The sequence below is a fragment of the Pseudooceanicola sp. NS-SX8 genome (assembly GCF_057380755.1).
On record NZ_CM170819.1, the window covers coordinates 3542076 to 3561883 of the forward strand.

The 19808-nt window shown below is 68.3% G+C and carries 16 protein-coding genes; 8 read left to right on the forward strand and 8 right to left on the reverse strand.

Annotated features, from left to right (window positions below):
• The first annotated feature begins 157 nt into the window (after positions 1–157).
• The 5 genes from AC2IR1_RS16265 to AC2IR1_RS16285 all read left to right on the forward strand — a co-directional run bounded on the left by AC2IR1_RS16265 (position 158) and on the right by AC2IR1_RS16285 (position 5917).
• Complete coding sequence (locus AC2IR1_RS16265; RefSeq protein ID WP_486476429.1) at positions 158–1231, forward strand: ABC transporter ATP-binding protein; 1074 nt, start codon at positions 158–160, stop codon at positions 1229–1231.
• Positions 1228–2733, forward strand: a complete 1506-nt coding sequence (locus tag AC2IR1_RS16270; protein WP_486473018.1) for an ABC transporter permease — start codon at positions 1228–1230, stop codon at positions 2731–2733. Before AC2IR1_RS16265 ends, AC2IR1_RS16270 begins: the two co-directional genes overlap by 4 nt.
• Positions 2734–3007: 274 nt before the next feature.
• Entirely contained in the window at positions 3008–3841 is an 834-nt protein-coding gene (locus AC2IR1_RS16275) for an ABC transporter permease (RefSeq protein WP_486473019.1), read from the forward strand.
• Positions 3842–3850: 9 nt separating this feature from the next.
• Positions 3851–4564 (forward strand): hypothetical protein, encoded by a 714-nt coding sequence (locus AC2IR1_RS16280; RefSeq protein WP_486473020.1) that lies wholly within the window; start codon positions 3851–3853, stop codon positions 4562–4564.
• 342 nt (positions 4565–4906) lie between these two features.
• The gene (locus tag AC2IR1_RS16285; RefSeq protein ID WP_486473021.1) at positions 4907–5917 is read left to right on the forward strand and encodes an acyltransferase family protein; all 1011 of its coding nucleotides are present in this window, start codon (positions 4907–4909) and stop codon (positions 5915–5917) included.
• A 106-nt stretch (positions 5918–6023) separates the two neighbouring features.
• On the opposite strand, the gene AC2IR1_RS16290 is transcribed toward AC2IR1_RS16285, so the two are convergent.
• The gene (locus AC2IR1_RS16290; protein WP_486473022.1) at positions 6024–6572 is read right to left on the reverse strand and encodes a tetratricopeptide repeat protein; all 549 of its coding nucleotides are present in this window, start codon (positions 6570–6572) and stop codon (positions 6024–6026) included.
• Between the two features lie 97 nt (positions 6573–6669).
• Here AC2IR1_RS16290 and AC2IR1_RS16295 point away from each other — a divergent pair, with 97 nt between their 5' ends.
• Both AC2IR1_RS16295 and AC2IR1_RS16300 read left to right on the forward strand, forming a co-directional pair.
• Positions 6670–7593 carry a CehA/McbA family metallohydrolase gene (locus AC2IR1_RS16295; RefSeq protein ID WP_486473023.1) on the forward strand — a complete coding sequence of 308 codons (924 nt, stop codon included), beginning with the start codon at positions 6670–6672 and terminating at the stop codon, positions 7591–7593.
• Positions 7594–7735: 142 nt separating this feature from the next.
• Positions 7736–9361: an acyl-CoA dehydrogenase family protein gene (locus AC2IR1_RS16300; RefSeq protein ID WP_486473024.1), complete on the forward strand. Its 1626-nt coding sequence runs from the start codon at positions 7736–7738 to the stop codon at positions 9359–9361.
• 449 nt (positions 9362–9810) lie between these two features.
• Here the strand turns inward: AC2IR1_RS16300 and AC2IR1_RS16305 are convergent, their stop codons facing one another.
• The 5 genes from AC2IR1_RS16305 to AC2IR1_RS16325 form a co-directional block, all read right to left on the reverse strand.
• Entirely contained in the window at positions 9811–11964 is a 2154-nt protein-coding gene (locus tag AC2IR1_RS16305) for an esterase-like activity of phytase family protein (protein WP_486473025.1), read from the reverse strand.
• Positions 11965–12130: 166 nt separating this feature from the next.
• A complete protein-coding gene (locus AC2IR1_RS16310) occupies positions 12131–12682 on the reverse strand; it encodes a MarR family winged helix-turn-helix transcriptional regulator (protein ID WP_486473026.1) in 552 nt (183 codons plus the stop codon).
• Positions 12683–12807: 125 nt separating this feature from the next.
• Complete coding sequence (locus tag AC2IR1_RS16315; protein ID WP_486473027.1) at positions 12808–13758, reverse strand: hypothetical protein; 951 nt, start codon at positions 13756–13758, stop codon at positions 12808–12810.
• Entirely contained in the window at positions 13746–14600 is an 855-nt protein-coding gene (locus tag AC2IR1_RS16320; protein WP_486473028.1) for an SDR family NAD(P)-dependent oxidoreductase, read from the reverse strand. Before AC2IR1_RS16320 ends, AC2IR1_RS16315 begins: the two co-directional genes overlap by 13 nt.
• 4 nt (positions 14601–14604) lie before the next feature.
• Positions 14605–15927 (reverse strand): capsule biosynthesis protein, encoded by a 1323-nt coding sequence (locus tag AC2IR1_RS16325; RefSeq protein WP_486473029.1) that lies wholly within the window; start codon positions 15925–15927, stop codon positions 14605–14607.
• Positions 15928–15977: 50 nt separating this feature from the next.
• On the opposite strand from AC2IR1_RS16325, the gene AC2IR1_RS16330 reads away from it, so the two are divergent.
• Positions 15978–16829, forward strand: coding sequence for a class I SAM-dependent methyltransferase (locus AC2IR1_RS16330; RefSeq protein WP_486473030.1), 852 nt, complete (start codon positions 15978–15980; stop codon positions 16827–16829).
• On the opposite strand, the gene AC2IR1_RS16335 is transcribed toward AC2IR1_RS16330, so the two are convergent.
• Together AC2IR1_RS16335 and AC2IR1_RS16340 are read right to left on the reverse strand one after the other, a co-directional pair.
• A complete protein-coding gene (locus tag AC2IR1_RS16335) occupies positions 16820–18619 on the reverse strand; it encodes a glycosyltransferase (protein ID WP_486473031.1) in 1800 nt (599 codons plus the stop codon). The genes AC2IR1_RS16330 and AC2IR1_RS16335 overlap by 10 nt on opposite strands.
• Positions 18616–19806, reverse strand: a complete 1191-nt coding sequence (locus tag AC2IR1_RS16340) for a UDP-galactopyranose/dTDP-fucopyranose mutase family protein (protein WP_486473032.1) — start codon at positions 19804–19806, stop codon at positions 18616–18618. The genes AC2IR1_RS16335 and AC2IR1_RS16340 overlap by 4 nt, the downstream gene beginning before the upstream one ends.
• Between the last annotated feature and the right edge of the window lie 2 nt (positions 19807–19808).

The following is a 19808-nucleotide window of genomic DNA, read 5'->3' on the forward strand; positions in this document are numbered from 1 at the left end:
GCCCGGACGGATCCGTCGGACGCCTCCGGCGGGAGTATTTGAGGCCGTCGAATGAAAGCAGGGCCGGTCAACAGGCCCGAAACGCAAGACCAGGCGACTACGGGGACCAGAGATGACCGACAGCACCATGCGCGGACAGGACGTGCACCTCGACGCGATGCAGGTGACCTACCCCAACGGGTTCACCGCCGTGCAACCGACCGACCTGCACATCCGTGCGGGCGAGTTCTTTTCCATTCTCGGCCCCTCCGGCTGCGGCAAGACCACGATCCTGCGCGCCGTCTCGGGCTTCGTCGATCCCTCGCATGGCAAGGTGCTGATCGGCGGCCGGGACATGAAGGGCATCGGCCCCAATGCCCGCCCCACCGCGCTGATCTTCCAGAACCTCGCGCTCTTCCCGCTGATGCCTGTCTGGGAAAACGTGGCCTTCGGGCTGGAGGCGCGGGGCGTTTCCAAACGCGCGCGGCGCCAGCGCGCGCAAGAGCTGCTGGAGCTGGTCGCGCTTGGCGACCAGGGGGAGAAGCTGCCCTCCGAACTCTCCGGCGGGCAGCGCCAGCGGGTCGCCATCGCCCGGGCGCTGGCGGTGGAACCGGCCGTGCTGCTGCTGGATGAACCCCTCTCGGCGCTGGACCTGAAGCTGCGCCAGCACATGCGCGCCGAACTGCGCGAGATCCAGCAGAAGACCGGCGTCACCTTCATCTACATCACCCACGACCAGGGCGAGGCGCTGACCATGTCCGACCGCATCGCGGTGATGAACGCGGGCGTCATCGAACAGGTCGGCACCGGGGACGAGATCTATTCCGAACCCGCCTCCGCCTTCGCCGCCTCCTTCGTGGGCGAGGTCAACACCCTGCCCGGCCGCATCGCCTCCACCGATGGCAGCATGGCCCGGATCGACACGGCGGCGGGGCAGATGATCGCGCGCAACCCGCGCGGGCTGGCGCCCGGGGATGCCGCCTATCTCTTCGTGCGGCCCGAACAGGTGGACTTCGGCACGCAGGACAACATGGTCGAAGCGACCCTGCGCCGGCGCGACCTCGAAGGGGCGTTCATCAGCTACGAATTCACCACCGACGCCGGGCTGCATCTGGCCGTGCATCAGACCAACATGGGCACCGGGTCCGGCGCCGTGCCGGATCGCTGCACCCTGGGCTTCTCCGCCAGCTCCGCCCTCGTGCTGCCCGAAGGCCCCCTGGCCCGCACCGGGCAGGAGCTCGCGGCACAATGAGAAGCCTCATTCGCGGATACGGGGTCTGGCTGACGGCGCTCTTCTTCGGGGCGGCGGCGGTCTGGGGCCTCCTGCTGATCATCCTGCCACAGCTCACCATGCTGGAACGCGCGGTAACGCCCCCCGCGCGCCAGCTCGACAGTTCCATCGCGCGCCAGGTGGCCCGCGATGCGGGCACCTGCGTGTCCCTGCTGGAAAACCACCTGGCCGCCGCAGCAGCCCCCGCATCCGGCGCCTCGGGCGGCGCAAACGGCGGCATGGCCATCCCTTCGATCTCCACCCCTTCGGCGGGGGCCTCCTCCAACGGTGGCATGGCCATCCCCTCGATCTCCGCGCCCTCGGCAGGGACCTCTGCGGGGGCCTCGAACGGCGGCATGGCGATCCCCTCCATCGGCGGCACGGCGCCGGCAGCCACCGGGACGGCAGGCGCGGAAACCGCGCGTCCCTACATCCTGCAATGCGACCGCGCCAACACCCATGCCCGGCTGGTCCGCGATGCGGGCGCCCAGGCGGAATACCTCGATACGCTCTACGGGCTGCCCGCCCTCTCCGTCGATGACAGCCTGCCGGTGAAGGACCAGATCACCGCCGCGCAGGAGATCCGCGAAAAGGCCGCCGCCCTGCAGGCCAGCCTGCTGCAGCAAGAGGCCCAGGCCTTCCCCTACTCGCTGTCGAACTTCGAAACCCTCGCCGCGCCCCGCCTGATCCCCATGTCGGCCGAGGCAAAGGCCGAAGACGACCGCCTGCTCTCCAACCGGCTGCTGAACCTGGTGCACCTGCGCTTCGAAATCGACGGCCAGGTCTATGAACGGATCGGCCTCGTCACCCTGACGCGTACCATCGCCTTCGCCGTCATGGCCACCGCCCTGGCGCTGGTGCTGTGCTATCCCATCGCCTACAAGGTCGCGCTGGCCTCTCCGCCGCGCCAGGCGATGTGGCTCTTCCTGGGGCTGATCATCCCCTACACCATCGTCGAACTGATGCGGGTCTATGCCTGGACCACGATCATCGACAACCAGGGGCTCATCAACTCGCTGCTCGGCTGGGCGGGGCTGATCTCCGACCCGATCCCGTTCAAGCGCTTCCCGGGCACCATCTTCCTGGTGATCGTCTACACCTACGTGCTCTTCATGGTCTTTCCGATGTTCAACGTCATGTCGACGCTGGACCGCAACCAGATCGAGGCGGCAAAGGACCTGGGCGCCTCCGCCATCCGCGTGCACCGCAGGGTGATCATCCCGCATTCCAAGCCCGGCATCGCCGTGGGCTGCATCGCCACCTTCATGCTCTCCGCCGGGGCGTTTTCAGTGCCGCGCATCATCTCGCGCGGGCTGCAGGCGGAATGGTTCTCCCAGACGATCTACAACAAGTTCTTCGAGAGCGAGAATTCCAACGTCGGCGCCGCCTACAGCTTTGGCTACACGATCATCTGCTTCCTGCTTGTGGCGCTCTTCATGTGGGCCATGCGGACGCGGCTGAAAGACTTCGCGAGGGTGCAGTGATGGGCCGTCAGCACGTACTACCCCGCTCTCGCTTCAGAACAGAGGGCAGCCCCCGACCTGGGGTGGGGGCGGTAGCCCCCTCCCTGGGGGGAGGTCGGGGGCTGCCCGGCGGTTCCCGCCGGGCACGACGCTTCCGCGGCAGCACTCAATTTCCCTGCGCTCCCGCCTCCAACACGCTGAACGCGGGCCCAGTCCACAGCCACGCCCTCCACCGCCGCGCCCTCCCCCAGACGACCATCCCGGCCCCCGCCGGACCCGAGACCGGAGCCCGGACATGACCTCCAACCGCCTCCTGACCCTCTACACCTGGGCCTTCCTGGTCTTCATGTTCGGCCCGCTGCTGCTGATGGTGCTGTCGTCCTTCAACAACACCTCGCCGCCTTCGGTCACCGAATGGCACGGGCTGACGGGCAAGTGGTACGCCTTCTTCTGGATGCCGGATGAAGCGCTGCGCGCCGACCCGGTACTGCGCGCGCTGGACCGTGACCGCTTCGTCGGCTGCCTGGGCAATTCGCTCAAGGTCGCGACCATCGTCGTGCCGCTCTCGCTCGTCCTGGGCCTTGCCGGCGCGGTGCTGCTGACCCGCTGGCGGTCGAAGGCAAACGGCGTGCTCTGGTGGGTGCTGCTCTCGCCCATGCTGGCGCCCGGCGTGGTGCTGGGCCTCTCGGCACTGGTCTTCTGGGGCCGCCTCGGCGTCAACGCGGGCCTCTTCACCATCATCATGGCCCAGACGACGTTCATTGCCGGCTACCCGATGCTGATCCTCATGGCCCGCCTGCAACGCCAGCCGGTGGAACTGGAAGAGGCCGCCCTCGACCTCGGCGCGACGCCCTGGCGCGTCTTCCGCCGCCTCACCCTGCCCTACCTGGCACCGGCCCTCATCTCCGCCGCCGTCATCGCGCTCATGGCCTCGATGGAAAACTACAACACCACGATGTTCGCCAAGGGCGGCTCCTGCACCCTGGCGACCGAAATCGGCGCCATGGGCCGCAACCCCAACGGCCACCCGCCGGTGATCAACGCCGTGGGCACGATCATCATCGCCATCACCGTACTGGGCACGCTGGCCCATACCTTCCTGTTGCGGCGCGAGGGCAAGGGGGAGTAACCCTTGCCCATGCCCTTGCCCCTGGCCCCACAGATCACCGCCCGCTGCCACCCGGCCCTGGAACCGCTGCTGCCGAAACCGCAGGCGGCACGCCGCGCCCTGCCCGACTGGCTGCGCGACATGCCGTCAGAGGCCCCGTCGGAGGTCCTCGAAGGCGCCACGGTCCGCACCATCAAGCACTGCCCGCCCTTCCTCGACGCGCTATCCCTCGGCGTGATGATCCCGCTGGCCTGCGACCTGCATTTCGACCGGGGCAGCGTCAGCTGGGACTGGGATCCGCCCGCCCTGCCCGACACCCTGATCTCCCGCGCGCCCATCGGCGTGCATGTCCCCGAACAGGCCACCGGCGCACCGTGGAAACTTGCGGTGAACTCGGTGCTGAAGTTCATGAACTTCTGGACGCTGGAAGCGCCGCCGGGCTGGTCCCTCCTCTTCACCCACCCGATGAACCGCGAAGAGCTGCCCTTCCGCACCCTTTCCGGCGTGGTGGATTGCGACCTCTTCCGCGACGGCTACGTGCATTTCCCCGCGCTCTGGCGTGACGCGGATTTCACCGGCACCCTGCCCGCCGGCACCCCCGTGGCCCAGGTCATCCCCCTCCCCCGCGCCGCGACGGAGCTGGAGGTGACCACGATGACCGACGCCCAGGTGGCTGCCAACCGCGAGATGCAGGAAGCGCTCGGCGCGCAGACGGGGGTCTATCGGAAGCGGTTCAGGGGCTAGCGGGGCGGCTGGCTGACGGGAAGAACCGCTGCCGCGGCCAGTGTCCAGAAGCAGCCGTCGGCGCAGTTGCGCGACATCCTCCGCACCGTCGAGGGCAGCCATGCAGAGGTTTGCGAAATTGTGCGGCATATCCCTTTGCCAAAGCTCTGTTGAACGGAACCTTAGGGCACAAAAGCGTTGCCCGTACGCAAGCAGACAGCTATCGCAGCAGTATGGCTGCCTTTTAGACTGATCTTGCTGCAACCAACGGCAATCCGTCGACAGGCGGCTCGGGGCAAGGGCGCATCAGCCTGAAAATGCATTTTACAACATATACTTCCAAGAAATTACATGGGTAGGCATATGAGTACACAACCGCAGATGCCAGAGGCCCGGGAAAGAACCGCAGGCGCCGTGAAAGGCGGTCGTATCGTCTGGCTCGACATTGCCAAGGCGATCGGCATCACCCTGGTGGTCTACGGGCATGTCGTACGGGGGCTGCTCACCGCTCATATCCTGGAGGATCCGATCTGGCGCCAGATCGACTTCGCGATCTACACGTTCCACATGCCCCTGTTCTTCTTCCTGAGCGGGATGAACGTGCGCAGCTCGCGCGAGAAGCCGGGGTTCTTTGCCCGCCGTGCCCGCTCCATCGTGCTGCCCTACCTGGTGTTTTCCGTGCTGCAGGGGGTTGTACAGGTGGTGCTGGCGGGCAGCACCAATGGCAACAAGGGATGGGCAGACGTGCTGCTGATCCCGATCTTCCCGATCTCGCCCTTCTGGTTCTTCTATGTGCTGATGATCTATGTCGCCATCGTTTCGGTCTGGCGTCCGGGCTGGCCGATGCTCGCGGTTTCGGCGGTGATGCTGCTGCTGTCTCCGCTGGCGCAGGACATGGACGGATGGATCCTGTTTCAGATCCTCTATTTCTTTGTCTTCTATGTGGCTGGCGTCCTCTGGCAGCCGCCTCGGTTTGCGGCGGGGCCGCGCGCGCTGATTGGCCTGGGCTGCCTGGCCATCTGGGCCGGAGGTGTCCTTCTCGCCTTGTCCATGGGAATGCCGGTCGGTCGCTATTATTCCCTGCTCATGCTGCCGGTGACGATCGCGGGGATCGGCATGATCCTCGTTCTGTCTCAGGTTCTAGAAGGGGCAGCGGACTGGCTGTCCTATGTCGGGCAGAACGTAATCGCGATCTACGTGATGCATATCCTGGCCGCGGCGGGCACCCGCATCATCATGTCGGGCCTTGGCATTTCGTCGCCTGCGGTCTTTGTCATCCTGGGAACACTCGCCGGGGTCGTGCTGCCCCTGGTTGCGCTCGTGATCATGCAACGTCTGAAAATCGCGGGCTTTGTTGGCCTGCCACGGAAATAGAACGGCCACTGTCGTGAACAGGCCATGACTTTGCGAAGTCCGCCTCATGCGCATTTCTGCCGCTGATGCAGCGCGCGGCGAAGGCCTGCTCTACGCCCCGGCGCCCTCACAAATCCAGCCGCAACTGCCCCTTCGACACCCGCGTCAGCGCCTTCAGCGCCTCTGCGCGGCCCCCCTTGCGCGACCAGAGCGCCTCGCGCTCCGCCCCGGCCTCGGGCAGGCCCAGTTCCGCCGCCGCGCGGTAGCGCATCGCGTCCACCTCCGCCGATTGCCCGGCCAGGGGCGCCAGCGCCTCGCGCACCGGGGCGTAATGCCCCTGGGCCAGGCAGATCCGCGCCAGGTTGACCCGCGCATCCGCATCCGAAGGATCCAGCGCCACCGCCCGCAGGAAAGCCTCCCGCGCGCGGTCCAGCTCCGACAGCTCCAGCGCCGTCCGGCCCAGCTCGAACCAGCCGTGGGCATGGCCCGGCGCGGCCGCCACGCAGCGCATCAGCCAGTCGCGGGCCTCGGCCCATTTGCCCAGCTCCATCTTCACCCGGCCAAGATTGTAGAAGACCGACGGATGCCCCCCCGCAGCCAGCCGGCCCAGGATCTCCTCCGCCTCCGGCCAGCGCCCGGCCGCCAGGGCGTGCGACAGTCGTTGCGCCACGTCCATGCCCCCGTTCTGCGCGCGCCCCTTGCCGAAATCAACCCTGTCATGAAAGCATCACCTCCGCGCCCTAGGACGGGCGGCACCTTACCGGAGCCTCGCGATGACCCTTCCCGCCTTCACCCGCCCCGGCCGTTTCTGGCGCGGCAACCTGCACACCCATTCGACCCTCTCCGACGGCGCGCTCGCCCCCGCAGAGGTCTGCCGCCGCTACCAGGCCGAAGGCTATGACTTCATCGCCCTCACGGATCACTTCATCGGCCTCTTCGGCTACCCGATCGCCGATACGAAACCCTTCCGCTCCAACAGCTTCACCACCATCCTGGGCGCCGAGCTGCATTCCGGCGCCATGGCCAACGGAGAGCTGTGGCACATCCTCGCCGTCGGCCTGCCGGAGGATTTCACCCCCTCCCACACGCCGCATTTCTCCCCCGTCGAGGGCCAGGAAAGCGGGGCGGAGATCGCCGCCCGCGCCCTGGCCGCAGGGGCCTTCGTCGCCATCGCCCATCCGCAGTGGTCCGCCCTGACGCTTGACGACGCCCGTTCCATCACCGCCGCCCATGCGGTGGAGATCTACAACCACGGCTGCGCCATGGGCTGCGACCGCCCCGACGGTGCGGCCATCGCCGACCTGCTGCTGGCCGAGGGGTGCGACCTGACCCTCATCGCCACCGATGACGCCCATTTCACCGAACCCGACCATTTCGGCGGCTGGGTCATGGTCCGGGCGGAAGAGAACACGCCCGAAGCCCTGCTCGCCGCACTGAAGGACGGCGCCTTCTACGCCACCCAGGGGCCGGAACTGCGCGACATCCGCCTCGAAGGGGGCCGGGTGGTGGTCGAAAGTACCGCCGTGGCCTCCGTCATCCTGCAGGGCAAGGGATCGGCCACCACCGCGGTGCACGGCCACTCCCTCTCCCGCGCCGAACTGCCCCTGTCCCGCTTCAAGGGCCACGACTGGGTCCGCGTCACGGTGATCGACGCCGCCGGCAAGCGCGCCTGGTCGAACCCGATCCGCCTGGGCTGAGCCGGCCATCACCACGCGCCTCCCGCGCGCTTCCTTCGCGGAAGCCGCCGGGCCTCTGACGGGCCTCTGACGGGGCGCGTCGCAACGGCACGCTTTGCCCCACCCCGCCCCGGGTCTAGGCTCCCCGCAGGAGGAGACCACAATGACAGACCTGCCCGCCCGCGATCACCTCGCCACGCATGAGGTCACCAACCAGCCGCCCGCGCAGGGCGACCGGGATCTCTGGACCAGCGACCCCGCCCTGCAACAGGCCATCTCCCGCGAAGGCGGCCAGCCCGCGACACTCGCCCCCTACGGCGCCGCCCTGGGCACCACGGAGATGAGAGAGACCGCCCGCGACGCCAATGAACAGAGCCCGCAGCTGCACCTCTTCGACCGCGCCGGGCGGCGGCTGGACGAGGTGCGCTTCCACCCGGCCTATCACCGCTTCTTGGAAACCAGCGTGGCCGCTGGCTATTCCGCCGTCGCCTGGGAAGGCGCGCCCGGCGGGCACGTCACCCATGCCGCCATGGTCTACCTCGCCTCCCAGGTGGAACCCGGGCATTGCTGCCCGCTGACGATGACCTATGCCGCCACCCCCGCCCTGGCCGCAGCCCCCGATCTGGCGGCGGTCTGGCAGCCGAAACTGACCTCCCGCGCCTACGACCCCGCCATCGCCCCCGTCACGGCCAAACGCGGCGCCACCCTCGGCATGGCCATGACCGAGAAACAGGGCGGATCGGACGTGCGCGCCAATGCCACCACCGCCACCCGCGACGGCGCCCACTACCGGCTGACCGGGCACAAGTGGTTCTGCTCCGCGCCGATGTCCGACGGCTTCCTGACCCTGGCCCAGGCCCCCGACGGGCTCACCTGCTTCCTCGTGCCCCGCTGGCTCGACGGCGCGCGCAACCCGCTGCTGATCCAGCGGCTGAAGGACAAGCTCGGCAACCGCTCCAACGCCTCCTCGGAAATCGAGTACCAGGGCACCCTCGCCCACCGCATCGGCGACGAGGGGCGCGGCGTGCGCACGATCATCGAGATGGTGCACCACACCCGGCTCGACACCGCCATGGCACCCGCAGGCCTGATGCGCGCGGCCCTGGTCGAAGCCCATCACTGGGCCGCCCACCGCGCCGCCTTCCAACGCCGCCTGATCGACCAGCCGCTGATGCGCGCCGTGCTGGCCGACCTCGCCCTCGATGTCGAAGCGGCCCTTGCCCTGGGCCTGCGCACCGCCCGCGCCTTTGACGGCACCACGCCCGAAGACCGCGCCTTCGCCCGCATCGCCGTGGCGCTGGCCAAGTTCCACAACAACAAGCGCGCCCCCCTTGTCACCTACGAGGCGATGGAGGCCCTGGGCGGCATGGGCTATGTCGAGGACACCCCCCTGCCCCTGCTCTACCGCGAGGCGCCGCTGAACGGCATCTGGGAAGGCTCGGGCAACGTGATCTGCCTCGACATCCTGCGCACCCTCGCGAAGGAGCCGCTGGCCGCCGACACCCTGCGCGCCGAACTGACGGCGGCGACGGGCAGCGACCCGCGCTATGACGCGGCGCTGGCCGCCCATCTCGCCCGCTGGCCCGCCCTGCCGCCAGAGGCAGAGGCCCGCTGGTTCGCCGAACGCCTGGCACTGCTCCTGCAGGCCTCCCTGCTGATCCGCCACGCCCCCGCCGTGGTTTCCGATGCCTTCACCGCCACCCGCCTGGCCGGAGAGGCCGGCCGCATCACCGGTGCCATGGCGGGCTGCGACGTGACCGGCATCCTCTCCCGCATCACCCCCGGCTGACGCCCCGCGCCCCCCCATAGGTGGCGCCCCGTCCCAACAGGCGCCCGACCCACGCGGCGGCTCAGCCCCCATGGCGGCCCCGCCCCAAAAGGCGCCCCAGCCTCACAACGCGCCCCGCCTCAAGAAGCGCCCCGCCCCACCCATTTTCTGGCCTCCAAATATCCTGGGGGGAGGCGCGCGGCACGCGCGCCGGGGGGCAAAGCCCCCTCTCCCCTTCCTCCCCACACCCCACCGTCCCAAACCCCCACCTCCCCCAAACCCCTTCCTTCTCAACTCCCTACCCCACCGCGCGCGCCGCCCTTCGGCGCCCGGGCCCGCGCATTTTCCACCGTCGCGATACCGACAGGATACCGACGTAATACCGACGTTTTTTCCCGGCCTTTTCAACGGCATGAAAAAACGCGCCCGGCGGACCGGGCGCGTTCTTCAGGTCTCGTTAACTGCGGCGGTCAGAGCTTGCCGATGGTCCAGAACAGCGTCTCGCCAGAGCTGTCGTCGACGCCGTCGTTGTCGGTGGACACCCAGGCCGTGCCGTCTTCGGCAATGGCCAGGCCTTCCACCTTATCAACGACATAGCCGCCGGTGGACAGCAGGTCGGGGATCAGGTCGCGGACCTCTTCCTTGCTCACCACCGGCAGTTCCTCACCCAGGGGCACAGGGGTCATTTCCGCGGCAGGGATGCGGTAGATCTTCTTGGTCACGGCCGCTTCACCGATCTGGTTGTCACGTTCCACGACGTAGAAGTAGTCCCCATGGGCCACGATCTCCGACAGCCCGACCCAACCGGTATCGGGCGCGGCCTTGGGGTAGGACACGGCGCCCCATTCTTCGGTGTCGAGGTTGTAAGCCACCAGTTTCACGGTGTTTTTCTCGTCATCGCCCCATTCGCGCTGCACCGCCATCCACAGGGTGTCGCCGACCTTGGTGATGCCTTCGAAGCCAAAGCGCTTCTCCACCGCCATCAGTTCCGCGGGCAGGCCGATCTCCTCGTCGATGTTGCCATCGGCCTCGACGTGGTAGATCGCATGGGGGATCACACGGTCGGTGCGCCCTTCGGAGGCGACCCAGAAACCGCCCTCGCCATCGGTGGTGATGCCTTCCATGTCCAGCTTCTGCGCCGGCTGGCCCGCGCGGGTCACGCGGATCGCCTCCACGATCTTCGCCGGGGTGGCAGAGGTGTCGATCCTGAAGATCGTCGGCTGCATGGCGTAGAAGCTGTCGTTCACCGCGTAGACGAAGCCGTCCTCGCCCGCGACCATGCCCGAAATCGCACCCCAACCCACTGGTTTTCCATCTTCTTCCAGACCGGCAGAGGTCAGCATCGGATAGCTCGCCGGGGCCTCCTGATACTCGAAGATCATCACGTGCGACCGCACGCCACCATCCTCGATCAGGTCCTCTTCATTGGCCGAAATCAGCAGGTTGCGGCTCGGAATGGCCACGTAGCCTTCCGGCCCGATGCCCGAGGGCAGCAGCTGTTTCAGCACCGGCGCGGCGGGATCGGTCACGTCGTAGACCCCCACGATGGAGGCACGCTCGGCGCCCACGAAGACCATGGGCGTGCCGCCGAAGGTGCCCACTTCGATGGACTCGGGCTCGACCCCCTTGTTGCCGGAGCGCTTCTCCGGGTAGTGCCCGGTCTCGATCACGGCATATTCGAAGGAGGTGCCGCTCTCGTAGGTGACGGAACCATCCTTGTTGAAGATGGTCCACCCGCGCGAGCCGCCATCCATGTCACCTTCGTTGGCGATGGCGAAGTGATCATCGTCGATCCAGCCCACGGCGTCGGGTTCGCGCACCCGGCCCGGCTGGCTGTCGGTGAAGTGCAGCGCACCTTCTTCTTCGGTATCAATGCCTTCCAGGTCGACGGCCCCGGCGGAGAAGCTGTTCACGATCTCGCCGTTGCGGTCGACGATGACCAGCCAGTTGTTCTCCTGCATGGTCATCACGACCTCGCCCAGGCCGTTGATGTCCACGAATTCGGGTTCGGGATCTTCGGGGGCAATGTCGGACAGGCCGGTGACATCCACATGCTTCAGCGACGCGCAGTCGCCCGCATCGACCAGTACCAGGTCACCGGCAGGCATCTGGCCCACGCGGCCATCGCCCAGGTCCTCGTCCCGCTCGTTCTCGATCGCCACGGCGACGAAGCTGCCGTCCCTGGCCACCGCAACGCTGTCGGGCTGGCCGCCCAGGTCGCATTCCCCGGTGATTTCCTTGCTCGGAATGTCGATCACCACCAGCTTGCCCGACGGCGCGGTGTAGCTTTCAGAGGTGTTCACGCCCACGTAGGCCGTCTTGCCGATGATCCCGACAGAGGTCGGCTCGCCACCCAGTTCGATGTTGCCCAGGGGCTGCGGATTGGCCGGATCGGTGATGTCGATCAGGCCCAGGACACCCAGCGGACTGTCGGTATACGCAAGCGTCATGCCATCGTCGGTAGCATAGATGATCTCGGACGAGGTCGTCCGCGACGTATCCTCGCCCTCGGCCATGTTCAGCACCGTCGGGAAGCTGGCGATCCGGTTGAAGTTCATTTCCGCGCTCGCCATGCCGGCGGAAAGCGCCAGCAGGGAGGTCAGAGTGGTCACACGAAAGAGCATGTCGTCCCCCTTTGATTGGATGGGAGACAAGTGACCTCAGGCTGTAACAGCCGTGTGAAGCTCCGGAAACGAGGGGGAATTTCCTCACCCGCCGGTCCGGCACCGCAAAGGCGCCTGCGGGCGGGCGATCAGCGGGGGCGGCAGCGCGCGGGCGCGACGGGGGCGATCAGTGATCGCGATCCGCCGTCGCTGCCTCACCCAGAAGCTGGCCGGAGGCATTCAGATCCGCCATCACGCCCATCAGCTTGGACAGGGACCGGTAAAGGGAGCGCCGTTCCGCGGCGGTCAGTTTCTCCAGCAGGTATTGCTGGCGCGCGCGACCCACGAACAGGACCCGGCGGCCGACGGTTTCGCCCTCCTCGGTCAGTTCAAAGATCGCACGGCGGGCGTCCTTCGGGTCGGTCGCCTTGCGCATGTAGCCGCGTTCGACAAGCGAGGCGGCGGCGCGACTGATCTGGGCACCGTCCAGCAGAAGTTTTTCGCAGATCTCGCCGTAGGACAGCGGCTCGCTGTCGACCAGCCGGGTCAGAACCCGACCCTCGGCCAGCGTCAGATCGAAATGACGGGCGTTGTACTTGGAGATGTTGCGATTGAACTCGCCGGACAGCATGCCGATCCGGTAGGTGAGGTATTCCTCGTGGTCCATCGCCGTGTAGTCGGGGTGACCGGCATCTTCCAGAAAGGTTGGCATCTGCCAATAGGGTTGGCTCTTGGGCATGTCCGTGCTCTATTAAGAAGGTCAGGCGGACGGTAGGTCAAATTCCTTGACGCGTCAAACAATCTTCCGTCACTGATCAACCTCTTAGACCAGATTGCACGGGAATTGACCAGAGCCCGGCATCATCAAGGCTCACGTTTGCGTGTGAGCAGCCGGGACTCGCTCAAAAGGGCTGCCGCCACGTCACGCTGCAGCGGCAGACGCAGCAATGCGCGTGCCAGTGCGGCGCGGTCCGGCGCCAGGATCGGGGCGGCTTCTTCCGCCGGCAGATCGGTCGGAAATTCCACACCATAGCGGGCTGCCAACCGCCGGTTGCCGTCTTCCGAACGTTGCAGGATCTCCTGTCGCAGGACCCGGCCCAGCCCGTGGCGCCGCCGGTCGGCAGAGAAGAGCACGCAAGCGGCGGGTGACAGCCAGGGCAGGCGGTGGCCGTTGAGCCAGCTCATCAGGGCCGCGACATTCATCGACGGAGAGGGGTTGGAGGTCTGGCGCGCCCCGGGATCAAGCGACAGCTCTGCCGCCTCCAGGAATTGCGCCACCGCGCCGCCCGGCAGGTCGGGGCGATAGGCGGCGGCCCGGATGCGGGCAAAACCGGACCAGAAATCCAGGATGCGCGCATAGTCCATCCGCCTGCGATTCCAGTCGGTTGCGACGAATTCCGGCAGGCTGACGCCGCAGATGCCCTGCTTGCACAGCTGGTTCCAGTGGGATTCGATGAACAGGTCCTGACGCCGGAACAGGGCGACGACCGTGATATCGTAATGGGCCGCAAGGGCCCGCGCTGCCGCGAATTTCGGGAAGCAGGGCTGCGACAGCCCCTCCTCGCTCAGCACCAGGTTCGGCAGGCCGGAGGCCGCGTGATCGGCCAGGATCGCCTGCAATTCCGGCTCGAAGGTGCCATCCATCAGCGCCCGGTATAGGCTGCTGTGCTTGTGGATCCAGCGGTAGGGCGGGCGGTCCGTGGCGCCGTAGTGCACCCCCGCCGCCGCCAGCAGCCGGGGCTGCGTGGCCAGCCATCGCTGGATCGCCGTCGTGCCGGTCTTGTGCGTTCCGATATGAAGGATCAGCCGGGCCATCGCGCACCTTCCTTCCCCAGGGCTTCTCCCGATACCTCTCCCGGAGACAGAACGGGGCCGTTGTCCACGCAGAACCGCTGCCCCCGCATCAGCCGTCGCCGCATCCCGGGCGGCAAACGGTTGAGCAGGGACAGCGCCAGGACGGCCCGCCGGGGAAAGGCCAGCGACCTTCTGTCGCGGGCCAGGGCGCGCAGGATGCGGCGGGCGGCGGCTTCCGGCGTCAGCAGAAACGGCAGGGCGCCACGATGCTGCCGGGTCTGTGCCGTTTCGACATGCCCCGGCTCCACCAGCAGCAAACGCAGCGGCCCCTCCGCAAGCTCGGCCTGCAGAGCGCGGACATAGCAGGCCAGCCCCGCTTTCGCCGCGCTGTAGCCCGGGGCGTCCGGCAGAGGGTCGCGCGCCGCCAGCGATCCCAGCACCACGATCCGGCCGCCGCTGGCCCTCATGGCCGCAACTGATGCATCCAGCATCAGGATCGTGCCGGTCAGGTTCACCTCCACCAGTTGCCGGGTTACCGCCGCCGGCACCGGCTGCCCCCTGGCAGGCCGCCCGCCGAAAACCCCGGCGGCGATGATGAGGAGATCCAGCGGCCCCGACCGCGCCGTCACCTCTTCGACCCAGGCCTCCGCCTGGCCCGGCAGCGCAAGGTCCACCTGCGCACAGCTGACGGATGCGCCCCCCGCCCGGCAGTCACGGGCCAGCGCCTCCAGCGGGGCAGACCGGCGGGCGGCAAGGCAGAGCTCCCGTCCCGGGGCGCAAAGCGCGCGCGCCAGCGCCGCGCCGATCCCGCCGCTTGCCCCCAGGATCGCGATGCGGCGGACTGACGGGGCCGCCTTGCCCATCCACCTATCCATCCACCGGCACCCCCATGTGACGGGCCCGCGCCAGCCGGGGCGGCACCGGATCAAAGAGATCCGCCGCAGGTCCCGATGCTGGCCCCGACGCTAGGATCCTGTCCGCCAGCGCCTGCACCCCATTTTCGACGCCCTCGCGCCCGTAGAAGTCGCCCCGCACATGCAGATGCGCGGCCAGCACGCGCAGCAGGTCCGACAGGGCCCCGGGGCGGGGCGGCTCGGGCCGGGTCCAGAAGGTATCCAGCCCGCCCTGGTGCGTGACCCCCGGCAGATCGTAGATGGCAATCCCCCGGGTCAGCACGGGACAGGACCGCGTCAGCGCCATCAGCCCCGAGGTGCTGTTGACCGTGACCAGGCCCGCCGCCCCCTGCGCCCAGTCTTCCAGCCGCCCGCCATCCAGCAGATGCACCCGGCCGGTCAGCCCCAAGCGCCGCGACAGGCGGCTAATCGACCGACGCCAGGGGGTCAACCCGTTGTCATGGGGATGCAATTTCACCACCAGGCGATCCGCCGCCGGGGCCCGGGCGGCGAAGGATTTCAGCACCTCCTCCAGGAATTGCCGCTGGTCGCGAAAGGGCGAATTCGCGCGGATCTGGTAATCCCCCTGCATCTGCAAGGCCACCAGGAAGTAGCGCCCGCCCCCCGTCGCCAGCTGCTGTTGCAGCGCCCCTGCCCGCCCTGCACCGCGATGCGCGCGCCAGAAACGCGGCAGGTAGGACAGGTATTCCAGCACGGGATTGTGCAGCCTGTCGCTGCGGTAGCGGGGAAACAGGGGACGGGCCAGGAAGTTGCCCAGGTGGTAGATGACATCCCCCGCCGATTCCGCCCGCCCCGGGAAGCGGAAGCGCGGCTCCAGGTCCGGATCCGGCAGATGTTGCGCCGCGGCCTGCAGCCTTCCGGGATCGGTGGTGAGACGTGAAAAGGCGCTCTGCCCGCCGGGTTCGGCCACGATCCAGTCCGGCCGCAGGTAGCCGTATTCATAGGCGATCACCTGCACCCCCCGCCGCTCCGCCACGGAACGGGCGGCGGCGTGATAGGGCAAACGATCCCCGAAGTAGAGCAGATGGGTAATCCCCTCCTGCCGCAGCAGCCGGTCGAGGGCAGCGGGCCAGTCCCGCAGTACCCCCCGGAAGCACCGCGTGCCCGGACCGTGCCAGTAAAGCCAGTCCCCCGCGCAGAAGTTGATCCGCAAAACCCCGGCGCCCCGCGCCCGCAGCACCTGCCCCAGCCTGCGGGCAAAGCCGGAGGGCGGCCCCTGCAGGAAAAGCACCTTGGTGGCATTGGCGGGCTGCGTCGTGGGATGCGATGCTGTCACGACTGCCCCCCGCCGCAGTAAGGGGCCGCCCAGCCGGAGGAGCCCCGACCATGCCCGATTTCCTGCGGATCCGTCGCGAAGGCGCCACAGCCCCCGGCACGCTGGCCTTTCACCTGCTGGATCTGCTGTCCTACGAATACGCCTACCTTCTGGGACCCTCCCGCGACGACCACTTCTTCAACAGTGGCTACCTGCCGCTGAGCGCGGGCTTCCGGCGCCTGCCCGAGCTGGAGGGGGAACACCACGCCGCGATGATGTACCACTTCGTCGGCAGCAGCTTTCCGGCCGAGCTGGGGCTGACCCCGGCGCCGCGCCGGATCCTCGACCTGGGCTGCGGCCCCGGGGGCGGGTTGCGCTATCTCTCGGCGCTCCATCCCCGCGCGGCGCTTTGTGGGACGGAACGCGCCATCGCCGGGCGCCGCCTGGCCCGTCGCAATCTGCCCGGGGCCCGCATCATCCCGCCCAGGGCGCGGATCGACGGGCTCTTCGATCTCGTGACGGGGGTGGGCACGCCCACCTACATGGGGTTCGATCGCTTCGCCGACCGGGTTGCCCCCCTGCTCGCCCCCGGGGGGATCGCCGCGATCAGCGGTGGCTACCGGCAGGGCGACCACGCCGCGATCCGGGGCGCGCTGGAAAAGGCCGCAGTCGGCCAGGGCCTGACGCTGGTCGGCTATCGCGACATCGCGCAACAGACCTTCGCCGCCCTGCAGGCCGATATCCCCCGGCGCGAAGCCGCCCTGCGCCGCCTGCCCCGGCCCCTGCGCCGCTTTGCGCGTCGCTGGGCCGACCTGCCCGGCTCCCCCGAATACGAGGAATACCTTCAGGGCCGGCGCGCGGACTTTGCCGCCGTTCTGCAAAAGCCCCCCTTGCAACAGTCTGGCACACCGCCTCATCCCTGAAACCTCTCCTCCCAGGCCGCGTCGGATGTCAGCGCCGCGCGTTCGTTCCGCCAGGTGCGGGCCACCGCACGATGGCGCAGGAGGTATCGCCCCCAGGTCCAGAGCGCGCGCGCGCTGCCCAGCCAAAGCGCACTGCGCGACGGCGCAAGCCACCAGCAGTCCTGCCCCGCCGGGTCCGCACGCCGCAGGTAGGCCCCAGCCCCGACCGACGCAGGCTGTACCTCCTGCAGGGACAGGCTGTGGTCTGGCGGCGCCCCCTTTCTGAAACTCCTGCGCCTGAAACCCAGAGAGATCGCCATGAACCGCAGCACGAAGAGCGAGACCGCCTTCGGCAGAGCCTCCGGCAGCAGCGGCACCGGCCCGGAGAGCGGCGGGCGCGAAAGCGGGCTTCGCACCCCGTCCTCCTGGCCAAAGCGCGCACGCAGAGCCGCATGGCGCCTGTCCGCCGGCTGCGCCACCAACGCCGGGGGCCCGTCTAGGTAATCCGAGATGGACAGGCGCACCGCCTCTGCGGTGCGGTACTGGTGGCACAGAAGGCGGGCGAAGATCGCGCCCAGCACCTCGACCGGGCGAGGTGCTGGCGCCACGTCCGGCGCCAGCGAGGCGTTGATCAGAAGGTTGCGGTAATCGTAGTAGGTCAGCCAGGGCTGCGCCTTTGCCCCGAAGGCATCGTGCCAGACGGAACAGCCGGGCAAGGAGACACTTTCCACCCCGGCCTCGCGCGCGCGGCAGCCATATTCGATGTCGTCGCCCCGGATGAAGACCGGAATCGGCAGGCCCTGGCGGCGCACAAGCCCCGCCGGGAAGGCGCAGAACCACCAGCCGTTGTAGCTGACCGGTGGCACCTCGTCGAAGAGCGCCAGGTTGGCCGGCCTCGACAGCGATCGCCCCATGCCCCGCGACCGGACCAGCCAGCCCGGCTGCAGCTCCGCCCCGGCCTCATGCAGGACCCGGGGCCGCTCCGCTTCCAGCATGGCGCCGCCCAGGGCGCGATCCGGCCCGCAATAGGACAGGGCATCGACAAGCCGGCGCAGCATCCTGGGGTCGAGGGTGATGTCGTCATCCATCAGCAGGTGATGGGTCGGTCTGTCGGGGCCGCGCCGCATCTCCGCCATGGTCCGGGCAAAGCCGCCCGCGCCGCCCAGGTTGCCCTGCGAAATCACCCGCGCGCGCGCCTTGCGGGCCCGGGCAAGGGTGGCGGGGGCGAAGGCCGCGCCCTGGTTGACGACCAGCACCTCCCCCAGTTCCGGCAGGGCATGCCGGATCTCGGCCAGCCGGGCAAGGGTCCGGCACAGCTGCTCTTCCCGGTTGAAGCTGCAGATGCCCACCGAAAGGCGCACCCTCCCGGGCTCCCCGCCGGTGACGAACTGCGCGTCCCGCAACAGGCAGGGGCCCAGGCAGTCAAGGACAAGCGCCAGCCGCCCGGCCCGGCCCTGTGGCCGCAGCGGCAGCACGTAGGTTTCCCCGTCGCCCTCCAGCCTGCGGTCCTCCAGGCAGGTGACCTCTGCCCCCTCCTGCCATTCGACCCGCACCCGTGCCGCCCCCTGCAGTGACAGGCGCAGGGCCAGGTCTGGCAAGGGCGCATGTTCCGCCCAGAACCCCAGGTAGAAGCTGTTGAACCACGTCCCGAAATCCAGACGCGCCCCCGCCGGGGCCCGGATCCCCTCGGCCACCCTCCTGACAGAAGGGTCCGCCCGCAGGTAGAGGTCGGCCGGATGCCCCTCTGCCGGGAAGAGCAGTTCCTGCACCCGGTAGGTCGGTTCATTGGGAAAGTAGCCGGGGGCATTCATGGCGCATGCACGAAGGAAGGTGCCTCCGCCCCGCGTTGCCAGGCCGTGGTCAGCGCACGGGAGGTTTCAAGCGCCCGGGCAATCGCCTTGTCCATGTCCAGGTAGGCATAGGTCCCCAGCCGCCCGACGAATGTCACGCCCTGCTCGGCCTCGGCCCGGGCGACGTAGCGCGACAGCAGCTGCTTGTCGTGCAGAAGGCGCAGGGGGTAGTAGGGGATATCCCCCGGCCCCGCATCCTTGCTGTACTCCCGGAAACAGACGGAGCGATCGGCATCCGCCTCTGCCCAGGGGGCGAAGTGGCGGTGTTCGGTGATGCGGGTGAAGGGCGTCTCCTCGTCGCAGTAGTTCACCACCGCAGTGCCCTGGGCATCCCCCTCTGCCTCGAACCGCTCGAACTGAAGCGTCCGGTAACGCAGCGCCCCCATGTCGCGATCGAAGTAGCGATCAAGAGGGCCGGTGTAGATCACGTGATCGACCTCCTCCCCCGCGCGTCCATCGAAGGCGGTGCCAAGGCGCAGCTCGATCCTTGGCGCCTCCAGGATGGCGGAGATCATCTCGGTATAGCCGCGCCGGGGAATGGCCTGATGCAAGTGATCGAAATAGCCGTCGTCGTAGTCGAACCGCAGCGGCAGGCGCTTCAGGATGGAGGCGGGCAGTTCGGAGGGTTCGACCCCCCATTGCTTGCGGGTGTAGCCGCGAAAGAAGGTCCTGTAGATCTTCTCCCCGACAAGGGCGAGCGCCTGATCCTCGAAGCTCTGCGGGGGATCCCCCTGCGCGCCTACCCCCTGCGCACAAAGGCCCCGGACGAAACGCCGGGCCTCCTGCGGGGACATGCTGCGCCCGAACAGCTGGTTGATCGTGTGCAGGTTGATCGGCAGGGAATAGACCTGCCCCCCGGCAACGGCCTTCACCCGGTGGCGAAAGGGCATCATTTCGGCAAAGCGCGTGACATAGGCCCAGACCGCCTCGTCGCTGGTATGGAAGATATGCGGGCCGTAGGAATGCACCATGATGCCGGTGCCGGGGTCTTCCTCCGTGTGGCAATTGCCGCCGACGTGGCGGCGTTCGTCCTGCACGATGACGTGGTGCCCCGCCTCCGCCAGTTCCCGCGCGACCACGGCACCGGACAGGCCCGCCCCCACGACCAGGACGCGCTTGAACGCCGCGCCGGTGTTCCTTGCGTCCATCG